This window comes from Parabacteroides hominis, from assembly GCF_014287585.1.
In the GTDB taxonomy this organism is placed as follows: domain Bacteria; phylum Bacteroidota; class Bacteroidia; order Bacteroidales; family Tannerellaceae; genus Parabacteroides; species Parabacteroides hominis.
In genome coordinates, this window is the sequence record NZ_JACOOJ010000008.1 from 53,347 (window position 1) to 66,073 (window position 12,727).

Sequence of the window (12,727 nt, forward strand, 5' to 3'; positions counted from 1 at the left end):
TTATATCGGTAATCCAACTGTCACTTCCGTTCCCTTTCCCACTTCACTGCGGAGCGAGACTTGCCCGTGATGGGCTTCGGCTATTTGTCGCACATAACTCAATCCCAGTCCCAGGCCGGGAATTTGCTTATCCGGCAAATGGGCGGAACGATAGAATTTCTCGAATACTTTCGTCTGTTCGTCGGCAGAAATGCCAACGCCATTATCCGTTACAGTCAGTTCTATCAGCCTGTCATTCCGGATCACGACCACGCGGATATTGACTTCGGGGCCGGAATATTTGATCGCATTCTCTATCAGGTTACTCAGGATATTGGCAATATGCACCGGATCAGCCGTAACCTGTGGAAGATCAGGCGGGAAAGCTGTAGAAAAAGCGACCTGTTTCCCGGATGGGATATGAACCAAACGGATCACCTTCTCAACCAATTCCTGTAAATTGAACGGGACGGGATGCAGCAACGTCGCACTACCGTCGGCGCTCACCATATTTTTCAGTTTTCCCAGATAAGCGGAAAGGTTATCCAGTTCGAACAGGGCGTCCTGAACGACGCCGTCGCAGGCAACCTCATCCGTGCGCATCTGCTTGTCGTCCAAGAAGGAAACACACATTTTCAAGGTTTGCACCGGACGTCTCAATTCGTGGATCATCGTATGGACAAAGCTTTCACGCAGTTCGCCGAGCTTATGCTGTTTAAGTATCGTATCGATTTGCAACCCCAGGCAGGAAAGCAGCAGCAAGATCAGGAACAGGCTTAAGGCCAGTTGCCCCACCATCCGCTTCAGGAGAGGGTTTACCGGAAAACCGACTTCTATCATCACCCCTTTCCGATCCAACGGGGCATACCGGTATTTGACTCCCAGGCAAGGCGGAAACAGATGTTCCGGCAAAATCTCCCAGGAATTGAAACGGCTCAACGTATCTCCTTCCGGCAAAAAAGCAACCCGGAAATCGTATTGCGGCAAACGTGCCCGGAGCACACTATCCAGCCGTTCCACCCGGAAAGGGATATAGTAATTAACGACATTTCGTTCTACACCATGAATAATGCTGTCTTCCGGTAAGGTAGCATCAAATGAGAGGTTTAATTTTGTCATATCTACCTGACCTTTAATTATTGAATCGATCAGGATATCCGTTTTAAAATCAAAACAAAGTTGCGTTTGCACATTCCGGACAATAGAGGATCCGGATTTAGTATGCGAACTGCGATCTATTATATAAGAAGTTTCATTCCCTATCGCCATCTTCCTGCGTTCGGCAAACTCTTCGTCTCCGGCGCGTAACACATCGGCGACAATTTCACCGGCATACCGCTCTACTTCATAACGATACTGATTATAGAGCCAATAGGCTTGCACGCTTATTGCCATCAAAGCCGAAAATAACGATAATATATAAATCAGTTTGATCCGCTTTTCCATCTGCTTCCGGTATTCTTTCCGGCAAAGGTAAAGAGCAGCCCGATAAGTTCCGTACGAAAACGGATCTTTTTGGGGCTGCGTAATATTTTAGTAATAATCAGGAAAAGAAATCAAGTTTCACGTAATAGATAAACTTGCCAACAACATAGCCTAAACGATAGATCATTGCCAGTGAGACTAAGCATAATAGAATATTTATGCAATTCCGATATCTCTTGTCCGCGCAATAACGCGTAATCAGTCGGTGTAATTTTGATTCCATACTATAATATGTTTAATAAGTTCCTTTGATAATGGTAGCGCTAAAAGATTCATTGCCGTCTATAATCTTATCATTGTCATTAAAAGAGCGGAGCTTCCAGAAATAGTAGCAATCGCCACTGCTACACAAAACACAATATATGCCAATAAAGTAGATCATACTATTTCCTGTACAAAAGCCATGTATCATCGGAAATAATCCCAATACAAAGAATGGCAATAGCAAAGCTATACGATAGTATTTCAAAGCCAGAGGCTTTGTCAGAAGAAAACCCCACGATTTCCAATCCATATTCCAACGTAACGCCCGGAAATTTCTTCCGGAAAAACAATATAACGCTATATATTGAAGTAATATATATCCTAAAAGGCAAAGAATCATATTCATTCCCCCCCTTAAAGTGAATGCTTCAAACCTTACGGCATGCCCCAATTCATACTCCGAGCGGTAGCTTGAAACTTCGCCCCAAATATAATTATATAATAAAGCACTCACAATCACGAGAATAAACATTGACAAAAAAATGATTCCCGTTATCCGCCCGGTACTAACTTTCACCTCCACCCCTTCCGGACGTGCATATTCTCCTACATTTCTTTCTTTTGTTTCCATATCGTATTTGTTTTTCGATTTCTACACTGCAAAGATATGGGTAACGAATGAGACGGAAGGTTATCCCAACGTTATCTTTAGGTTAAGATAGGAAACAAAGGATGCAGGAAATAGAGGAATACCTATATTTGCCGGCATAATTTAAGAAGTTATGACGAAATCATTCTATATCATTTTGACGGCAGTAGCCGTTTTTGTCGTCCTTTTCCTGATGGGGCAATGGATCGGGAGAAGCTATTCCCTGACAAAAGATCTGCTGGCACGGCAGGTATATGAAGCTTTTTGCCATGCAACGGAACGGTATGATGCAGACAAGACAAACGTATTTCCGGCCCTGTTCAGAGAGGAACTCAACAAGAAAGACCTCAATAAACTGATGTTCCGCATAGACACGGTTTCCCTCAGCGACCCGAAAACAGTTCTAAGAAAGGACATCCGGTACTTCTCCGACTACGAACGACTGCTCAACGAGCGTCATACATTTGTATATCCGATCGACGACACGCAAGGCATCCGGGCTCATATCATCAATCCACGCGCAGGCTCCATCGGCAGGCTGCTATATTACTTTTTCGGAACAGCCATCGCATTGGTCATCCTGATAATCGGAATCCAGAAACAAATCGATATTATCAAGCGGCAGGACGAGATCGCCCGAATGCGGGAAGATTTCTCCTATGCCATGATCCACGATATGAAAAACCCGCTCAGTACCATCCTGACGGGTACTCGCATCCTCCGGAGCGGGAAACTGGATAAAATGCCGGATAAAAAAGATAAATTCTTCGATATATTAGAAGAGGAAGCAGAGCACCTGATGGCATTGGCCAACAAAGTGCTGACCATTTCCAAGTTGGAGCACGGACAACTCCTGTTAGAAAAAGACTGGATTCCCATCCGCCCGATGATAGAAGAACTGACCCGGATGTTTTCCGCCAAAACAAACAAACCTGTGACGTTTAAGTTGAACCTGGAAAAGGAAGAGATATTTGCAGACGAAGAGTATCTGAAAGAAGCTGTCAGCAACCTGATAGACAATGCCATCAAATACTCGAAAGAGACAGTCGAAATACAAATCGCTTCCTGCACGTACAATAAATTCATACAAATCAAGGTAAGGGATAACGGAATCGGCATCTCACTTTCCGAACAAAACCATATCTTTGACAAGTTCGAACGCGCCTCCGCCAGCCGTCGCAGTGCGGCAAACGGTGTTACCGGTTTCGGACTGGGGCTGAACTATGTGATGAACGCCGCCCGCTCGCACGGCGGTTATGTCAGCGTCGAGAGCAAGGAAGGAAAATACAGCGAGTTCACAATCTCATTACCTTTACCAACAGAACACGAAACGACAACATGATCAGATTATTATTAGTAGAAGACGATGCAAACCTGAGTTATATGATTCAGGCTGCTTTGGAAGATATGATCGGCGATTACGAAGTGACTATCGCCAACAACGGGCAAGAAGGCTTGGAAGCATACCGGCAGGATAAACCGGATGTGATCGTTGCGGACATCGAAATGCCGGTCATGGACGGTTACGAAATGGTACGCCGCATCCGGGAGACAGACCGTGAGATTCCGATCCTCTTCTCTTCCGCCCGCGTATCTCCCAAAGACGTCGTGAAAGGTTACAAATTAGGAGTCAACAATTATGTCAAGAAACCGTTCCTGCCCGAAGAACTGGATGCGCACGTCCGTGCTTTGCTCCGCATGACACAGGGAATAACAGAAAAAAACACTCAACAGACTTTTACCGTAGGCGGTTACACCTTAGAGCCAGCGCAGGCAAGACTGCGTCATATTTCCGGCAGCGCCCAGTTGCTTACCCCACGTGAAGCGGGGATTCTGGAACTTCTGTTCCGCAAGCCGGGAGAAGTGATCCGCCGGGAAGTGATCCTCGACAAGTTCTGGAACACGGAAGACGATTATTTTGCTTCCCGCAGCCTGGATGTATTCGTCACCAAGTTGCGTAAGTTGATTTCCATAGATGAAACCGTCAGTATTAAAACGGTAAAAGGGATCGGTCTTATGATTACTACGGCCTGACAAGGCTCATCCTTTTAACATTTTTTCTGTGGCAGGGTCATATCAGAGGGGATATGACAGATATCATCCCCCCGGATATGAGGGGGCATATCAGGGAAGATATGACGCCCCATATCAGAAGGGATAGCACTGATCTGTTTGTAATCTGTTATTCTACATTATATCCGGAAATAACGACTCTGCCTTCATTGCCTCTGGTATCTTCGTCTTTCCAGTTCATACGGACTTCCTTCTTCTCGCCTGGGAGCAAAGAGAAGTAGTTATCGGAATAGAATACCGGCAGAAGTTGCTGGCCGTCTTTGTCGCCGACTACATTGAGGCGGATCATCAAAGCCGGTGTTGATGTCTTGTTCTCGATAACAGACACGGCGCTCCAGGTTCCGTCTGCATTTTTATCCACGGTTGTTGCGGACTGCAAGGCGACTTTCGGCAACTTCTGCAAATCCTGGTAGTTGTTCTCTTCGAGGCTTCTGTGGTAGAAGTTATCGGAAATGACTTTGCCGTTTTCAGCCAGCGTCATCTTGATAAAGTGAACTTTCGACAGGTTAGCCGGGAATTCCAACTTGATGCACTTGTTGGTCGTATCTTCGTTGCTGTCGACAGTCGTTTCCTTCTCCCAGGCCACGGATGCATCCATATTCAGGATCTGGACTTTTGCAGTCAAGCCTTTATGCGTGCCGGCGCTGTAATTGACCACTTCCACCTCGTCCGTTGCCGGATTCCACTGGATATGCAGTGGCTCGGAAGCCTTCTTGATAGCAAAATAGGCGGCAGTCGGTTCGAAATAATAATCATACGTCTGCCATACCATAGAAGGCCAGCAAGAATGGCTCATCCACATCAGCAGACCTTTACGGTTCTGGCTTCTGGACTCGAACAGGCTGCGGTGGCCGTCGTAGTTCACCCACTGTGCCAGTTCGGCAAACTCTTTCGCACTCTGCGGTTCGCCATACCCTTTCGCAATGATCTCGTTGAAAGAGGTGCAGCCCTGCGCCCCTTCGCGGGTATAGTCGTGCATGCCCCATTCGTTATCCTGCGGCCAGATTCCTTCCGGCGAGAAGGTACGGAGCATGCTTTCGTAGGTCATGACGTTCGGCATCCCTCGTTCGCTATGGAACTTGTCGTTGCCTGTCTTCAGCGTGAAATATTCCTTGGCGGGGAGCATGCGGTACGGGCCGTGACCGCTCACCACATCGTCGGCCGAGCTGGAGATATAATGGATATCCGGATGGTCTTCCTTGATGATACGGCGCAACGCCTTGTCGATCTGTTCGGGCGGGAAACCTTCGTTACGTCCGCAATAGAGACCGATGGAAGCATGGCTGCGGATGCGTTTCACATAATCTTCCGCATTGGCGATAAACATTTCAGGGTAATACGGATCGGGGCCGTCAGCCGGGTTTGCCAGCCAGAAGTCCTGCCAGATCATGATACCGTGGCGGTCGCAAGCCTCATAGAGTTCCTCGTCGCCGATCATGCCGACCCAGTTACGCATCATCGTAAAGTTCATGTCGGCATGGTAAGCCACGGCAACATCATATTCGCGGGCGCGATAGTTCAGGTTCGATTCGCCGAAGCCCCAGTTACCGCCCCGGCCGATAAAGCGACGGCCGTTGATAAAGAGGCTCAGGATATGGTTGTCTTCATTAAACGTCATCTGGCGGATACCGACTTTGAAGTCTTTCGCATCCGAAACCTTATCATCTATCTTGAAAGTGAAGTTGGCATCGTACAGGTTCGGCGCACCATAACCTTTAGGCCACCACAAGCGCGGATTTTCCATCTTCAGTTGCGGGAAGTCCTTGACATCGAAAACGACAGTCTTTTCCTCGCCGGCCGCCAGCGAGACAGGCTGCTGGAACGTAACATCTCCGACCTTGCCTTCCAACGTACCGTTCACTGCATTGGCATCATGGTTCTTCACGATCACCTCAGCCGTCAACGTTGCCGAAGTCGTATCGGGCAACGGCAGGACAGAGGTAACAAGCGGATCGGCAACCGTCACCTTTCCGGTAGAGGTCAGAAAGACATCGTTCCAGATACCGATATTGCGTCCGCGAACCGTCGGAATCCAGTCCCAACCGATCGTTGCGTGGAAGGTCGGGTTATCAGCCCCTAAGATTCCACCGTTGAAGTCCGTGCTCTGTTTGTTCTTTTCCTTGATCGCTCCGATATGATTATTCCGGATGATCTCCACTGCCACCACGTTCTTACCCGGAACGACCAGATCCGTCACATCGAACTTGCCCCGCATAAAGGCGCCTTCGATACGGCCTAATTTCTTTCCGTTCAGAAAGACATTCGCTTTCCAGTTGATCCCGTCGAAGTTCAGGAACAGGCGGTCCTGCTTGAATCCTTCCGGCACATCGAACTCGTCGCGATACCAGAAGTTAGACCAGAAGAAGGATTCGGATACCTGCAACTGGTTGTCAGCATAGTTCGGATCAGCGATTGCCCCGATATTCTTGTAACTGCTCAAGACCGTTCCCGGCACTGTCGCCACGATCCAGTTCTCCGGTTTAAAGCCCGGTTTCGATATTTCTTCACCCGAAGCGGTCACTTCAGAAGCGCGTTGCAGCTGCCAGTTGCCGCCGGACAGGTTCATTTCCCCTTTTGATGCGGCAGGAGCAGCCACAGGCTGAGCCACCAGGCCGCCTTTACCCATTACTTCCACTTCGCTCAGGATATAGCGGCTGTCGTTGGCCGGCTGTTGCATCAGGATGCGCACATAGCGGGCATTCTGCTTGCCGTTGAGGGTTATTTCGTCTTTCAGAGCGTCTCCGCCCGGAAGTTCGGCTGCATCTTTCCACTGTTTGGCATCGTCCGACACCTGCACTTTTCCTTTAACTGCTTTGTTGATCCAGTGCAACACGACCTTATCGAACTCCGATCTGCTGCCGAGGTCCACATACAACCATTCTTCACCCGCAGTAGCACTCATCCAGGCACTGTTGAAGAACTGCGACGGCTTCATTTCCACTAATCCGTCCTTATCCATGAAGTTCGCTTCCGTAAATATCCAATCGTGCGCGCCTGCCATCTTCAGCAGCACGCGGTAATCAGAATAGGCATCTTCGGAATTGAAAGTGATCGTTTCATTCAGTTTGCGGACCGGCATGGTTGTTTCTCCCGTCTGTTTGTTCGGGTCGGTCACCACCACCCGTCCGGAAAGCGCCTGACCGGGCAGGCCGCTACCGCTCAGTTTACCGATTTCGGTCCAGTTCTTCCCGTCATTGGAACCCTGGCAGATAATCTCGTAACCGCCTTTCGACACGTTATCGTCATACACGACCGTCCCTACCAGCGACAGTTTGCCGGCCGCTTTGCTATAGTTTGCCAGCGTAAACTGGAAATAAGTATCTCCGCCGGGAAAAGTATTCCGTGAATACGGCCCTTCGTCGATCATCCATTCGCGTTCGCGTCTCGGAACGTCTCCATCGGGAGTCGAGAGGTTCAGGTACTGTGGTTGCTTGTCCGTCACAATACCGTCTGTCGCCAACTGTGCCACTAAGTTATAGTCATGGCTGGAAGAGGCAAAAGCCGATCGCAACCGGGCAATGTTACGGTAAGTGGAATGATCCGGAGCCAGGGAAGGTGAAAAATCCTCCTTCGGGTCGCCCGGATACTGTCCGATACCACGCGTATAATAATCAGACCGTTCGAATGATTCGGCCGTAGGGTTTGTTCCGCCACATCCCCAAAGAAGCAACGATGCCATCGCCGCCCCGCAAAGGGTAAGGACGTTCTTTTTCTGTTTATCCAAAGTCTTCATTTATGAAAGTTTGCTTTATTATTTTGTGCTTTTTGATCACTTAACCCCTTACTTGAAAGAAGTTTGCACAAACTTACGGAAAAAACTACTATTTACATAGGAATCACCGTTTTTTATGTATCTTTGATCCCATATACAGGATTCTTCATGAAAGATTACAGATATTATATTACTTTGCTAAAACAATTCAAATCCAAATAACCAGCCTATTTCAGTAACTTCCTGTTTCCATCATCTTCCAATACTCGCATTTGCTGAATAGCAATCTGATTGAGCTTGACGAGCCGCTCTCCCTGTGGAATGCCTTGGTCGATAAAAACAGCATTGAGGTTTTCCATATTTGAGAGGCAAATGAGTTCGTTTACGGAAGCATAGTCGCGGATATTTCCTTTCAGTTCAGGATTCTGCTCCCGCCACATCTTTGCTGTCATTCCAAACATAGCCACATTCAAGACATCGGCTTCATTGGCATAGATAACGCTTGCCTGTTTAGCGGTTACTTCCGCAGGTATCAGGTGTTGCCGGATTGCGTCGGTATGGATGCGGTAGTTGATTTTAGACAGTTCACGTTTGGCAGTCCAACCGAGTTGTGCTTGCTCCTTTTCTTTCAGATGTTGAAATTCTTCAATTAAATAGAGTTTGAACGGAACACTGATTGCCGTACCAAACTCAAACGCAATATCTTTATAAGCATACGTTCCTCCATAACGTCCTTTCCTAACAACAAGGCCGATGGCATTAGTCCTTTCAATCCATTCCGACGCACTCAATACAAAGCTCGGCAACCCTGCCTGCATTTTAAAGTGGTCGAATTCGACCACTTTAAAATTAGGATTATGAATCATTTCCCACGTACCGAGAAACTCAATCGTATATCGGTTACGCATCCAATTCTTGATAATATCGGCAGCGCGGCTTTCACTATTCTTCGCATTTGCCATGTCTGTAAGCGAGATGTAGTCATTATCATTATATGCAACAACAGTAATCTCCGTATCCTGTACCGTAATTTTTGCCATGTCTTATTTGGTTTAATAGCTACAAAGCTATCTTAAAAACAGGAGAATACAACACTTCCACCCATCTTTTTCGGTTATTCTTCCCCAAAGGATAGTAAAGGAATAATCCCTCCGTAATATTTCAGTAATAACTTTAGTCGCTCCGGAGGTTTGCCGTCCGCTACATTTGCGATCAGACAAACACTCTAAAACGATTAAGGTTATGAAACGAATCCTTTTATCCGCAGTTCTTTTACTGGCGTGCGGGGCTGCACAGGCCCAGTTCAATATCCGTGTATACAACATGAACGAAGTTCTCAAGGCGAAACCCATCGACAAGGTATTGTTCACCGCCCAGTACGCCCTTTCCTTCGTCGGCGACACGGCCCATGAGGACAGGCATATCGACGAAACCATGATGCTGAAGGTTGGCGCTAAAAGTTCCCTGTTCTACAGCTATGCCCGTTTCCGCATGGACTCGCTTATCGAAATGGACAAAGCGACCGGAGCCTCGCAGGAAATCATCAATGAACACATGAAACAAGGCAACAGCCAGGTGAACTACCAGATATACAAAAACTACCCCGAAGGCAAACTGACACAACTCGAACCCATCGCCGCCAGCAATTTCCGTTCGGAAGAAAAGACAGAACTTCCCGTCTGGGAACTGCACCCCGACACGGCAACCCTCCTCGCCTACACCTGCTACAAAGCGACCTGCCGGTTCCGGGGACGGGACTACGAAGCCTGGTACACCCCGGAAATCCCCCGCAGCGAAGGCCCCTGGAAACTGCAAGGACTGCCCGGCCTGATCCTGAAAGCCTCTGACAACCGGCAGCACTACACGTTCGTCTGCACCGGCATCGAGAAAGCCCGCAAAGAGGAAGCCATCCTGTTCGCCGGAAGCGAGTACGAACCGATCTCCCGCAAAGACCTGCTCCGGGTACACGAACGCTTCGCCGCCGACCCGATCGGCTACCTGAAAGAAACCTCCCCCGGCATGCAAGTCATCGTCAAAGGAGAGGACGGACAACCGATACACCCGAAGAACACGCCTTACAACCCGATAGAAAAAGAGTAACAGAAACAAGTACAAAACGATGAAGAGCCTCCTGTATATACTCATTCTCCTGCTCACTGCCTGTAGCCTGTCTGCCCAACAAACCATCAAAGGGATTGTGACCGATGCCGAAAACGGCCAGCCGGTAGACGCCGCAACCGTGCAGATACGCAAAGCCGGACGGCAGGTCCCGCTGACCTACACCCTGACAAAGGCCGACGGCACATTCACCCTCCCACTCCGCCAGGCAGACGATTCGCTGTTCGTCCACGTCTCGCTGTTAGGATATAAAGCGATCCGGCAAAAGATCACCGCCGGGGCAACGCTCCGTATCCGCCTCGAACCGGAAGTTTTCACGCTGAAAGAGGTCGAGATACGTCCGGGACGCGTCTACGGGCGGCAGGACACGATCAACTACGACGTGTCGCAATTCATCAGCCCGAAAGACGAGGCGATCAAAGACGTGCTGAAGAAACTGCCGGGCGTGGATGTGGACGACGACGGGAAAATCTCGTACAACGGGAAAAACATCAGCAAGTTCTACGTGGAAGGAATGGACCTGACCGACGGGCGGTACAACCAACTGACCAACAACCTGCAGGCCAACGCCGTCAAGAGCGTGCAGGTAATGGAAAACCACCAGCCCATCCGTGTCCTGCAAAAGAAGCTGACAACCGAAGATATCGCCATCAACCTCAAACTGAAAGACGACTTCCGCGACCGCTGGATGGGCACGTTAGAAGGAGGCATGGGTGCTTCCCCCCTTTTGTGGGAAGGCATGGGCAATGCCATCCAGATCAGCCGTAAAAGCCAGTCCGCCTATATTTATAAAGGGAATAACCGGGGAGACGACGTGACAGACGAACAGAACGTACTTACACAAATAGGAGCCGAAGGGAAAACAGGCCCTTCGATCCCGTCATTCCTTTCCCAGCCCTCCTTCTCCGCACCGCTGAAAAAGGAACGGTTGCTCTTTAACAACGTGCATTCTCTTTCCGGCAACCGGGTGTACAAGCTGAACGAAACGACACAATTACGCCTCAACGCCAACTACCTGCATGATCTCACGCAACAGGAAAGAGGGAGTGTCACCAATTATTACCAGGCAGGAGATACGGCTACCTTGGCGGAACAAAGCAGCACACACATCCGCACCGACCGGGCGGATGTCGCGATGAGCCTGGAAAACAACGCCGAAAGCCATTACCTGACAAACGACTTCAACCTTTCCGGCAACTGGGAAAGAGGCACGTCCCGCATCTCCGGCGCCTCATCGGTCAACCAGCGCATCCAGACCCCGGACATGGGCGTACGCAACTACCTGCAAAACATCTGGACACGGGACAAATACACGCTCGAACTCCGTTCCCTGCTCCGCTATCACAATCTGCCGGCACGCATCCTGATAGACAGGGACAAGCAGGCGTTAAACTTGCAACAGCTATACCTGGACCATTCCCTCGCTTTCCTGCGCAAGAAGGGGAGCCTGACCCGGCAATATACGGCCGGCATAACGGGCGATCTCAATTCGATCCGGAACGGGACAAGCCTGTATTTCAAACCGAACTACCAGTGTAACCTGTACAAATGGAATCTGGCTTTCAATCTTCCGCTCGTATGGACCACCTTCCCGGCAGCCGGCTTTTCCCGCTTGGCGGTCAACCCGTTCCTGTACATCAATTATAAGTTCAATTATGCCTGGCGTTTCTCCTTCCACGCCAACTATCACGAAAACTACGGAAACATCACCGACTTGTACCCGGATGCCTACCGCACGGACTACCGCAATTACCGAATGAACAACGGAATCATGCCGGTGAACCGCACGCATAGCTATTCGCTGTACGGAGAATACAAAAATACGGTGCGCGAATTCTTCGCCACCCTGTCGCTCAACCATAACCGGGGATGCTCAGACCGCATCTTCGAACAGCAAATACGGGACGGGCAAGTCACCCTTGTCTCCCACCGCCTCTCCAACCATTCTTCCGGATGGACCGCGAAGGGGACACTCTCCAAAGGCTTTTACGATTACGGGCTGAAGACTTCGCTCACTTATCTTCTTGGCCGCAGCGAGGCGGAACAGTTGAGTGCCGGCGAACGGTTGCCTTACCGATACGATTTCATGCAATACGAACCGAAGATCACCTGGACACCTGCCCGCAGCTTCTCCGCCAGCTACCAGGCCACCATCCATCTCGGAAGATCGAAGATCGGAACCGGCACACGCCTCGATCCGCTCCTGGACGTCGTCCAGAAGCTCCAGCTCTCCTACGAACTTTTCCCCGTAGAAATCAATCTATCGGCAGACCATTACCACAACGACGTCAGCCGTGACAAGGCGGTCAACACTTTCTTCGCCGACCTTTCCTTCCGGTGGAAAACGGGGAGTTGGCAATTTGTAGCCGAAGCCACCAACCTGTTCAATAAGAAACAGTACAGCTACACGCAGTATTCCGCCACGGAAAGCTATACCTCCTGGATCGATATCCGCCCGCGGGAATTTATGGCTTCGGCACGGTACAAGTTCTGAATACTTATATTAT

The 12,727-nt window shown here is 49.4% G+C and carries 8 protein-coding genes; 4 read left to right on the forward strand and 4 right to left on the reverse strand.

Translation table 11 applies throughout. The features are described from left to right. Together H8S65_RS06575 and H8S65_RS06580 are read right to left on the reverse strand one after the other, a co-directional pair. Positions 1–1,374, reverse strand: a complete 1,374-nt coding sequence (locus H8S65_RS06575) for a sensor histidine kinase (protein WP_255489055.1) — start codon at positions 1,372–1,374, stop codon at positions 1–3. A gap of 325 nt (positions 1,375–1,699) precedes the next feature. Next, complete coding sequence (locus H8S65_RS06580; RefSeq protein ID WP_186929201.1) at positions 1,700–2,299, reverse strand: DUF3267 domain-containing protein; 600 nt, start codon at positions 2,297–2,299, stop codon at positions 1,700–1,702. 151 nt (positions 2,300–2,450) lie between these two features. On the opposite strand from H8S65_RS06580, the gene H8S65_RS06585 reads away from it, so the two are divergent. Both H8S65_RS06585 and H8S65_RS06590 read left to right on the forward strand, forming a co-directional pair. Beyond that, the gene (locus H8S65_RS06585; protein ID WP_186929202.1) at positions 2,451–3,659 is read left to right on the forward strand and encodes a sensor histidine kinase; all 1,209 of its coding nucleotides are present in this window, start codon (positions 2,451–2,453) and stop codon (positions 3,657–3,659) included. After that, a complete protein-coding gene (locus H8S65_RS06590; RefSeq protein WP_186929203.1) occupies positions 3,656–4,351 on the forward strand; it encodes a response regulator transcription factor in 696 nt (231 codons plus the stop codon). Before H8S65_RS06585 ends, H8S65_RS06590 begins: the two co-directional genes overlap by 4 nt. A gap of 148 nt (positions 4,352–4,499) precedes the next feature. On the opposite strand, the gene H8S65_RS06595 is transcribed toward H8S65_RS06590, so the two are convergent. Beyond that, the gene (locus H8S65_RS06595) at positions 4,500–8,123 is read right to left on the reverse strand and encodes a glycosyl hydrolase 2 galactose-binding domain-containing protein (RefSeq protein ID WP_186929204.1); all 3,624 of its coding nucleotides are present in this window, start codon (positions 8,121–8,123) and stop codon (positions 4,500–4,502) included. Positions 8,124–8,329: 206 nt separating this feature from the next. Further along, complete coding sequence (locus H8S65_RS06600; protein ID WP_186929205.1) at positions 8,330–9,142, reverse strand: KilA-N domain-containing protein; 813 nt, start codon at positions 9,140–9,142, stop codon at positions 8,330–8,332. 202 nt (positions 9,143–9,344) lie between these two features. Here H8S65_RS06600 and H8S65_RS06605 point away from each other — a divergent pair, with 202 nt between their 5' ends. Both H8S65_RS06605 and H8S65_RS06610 read left to right on the forward strand, forming a co-directional pair. Continuing rightward, a complete protein-coding gene (locus H8S65_RS06605) occupies positions 9,345–10,202 on the forward strand; it encodes a GLPGLI family protein (RefSeq protein WP_005645382.1) in 858 nt (285 codons plus the stop codon). Positions 10,203–10,221: 19 nt separating this feature from the next. Next, positions 10,222–12,714, forward strand: a complete 2,493-nt coding sequence (locus H8S65_RS06610) for a carboxypeptidase regulatory-like domain-containing protein (protein ID WP_186929206.1) — start codon at positions 10,222–10,224, stop codon at positions 12,712–12,714. Positions 12,715–12,727 lie beyond the last annotated feature (13 nt).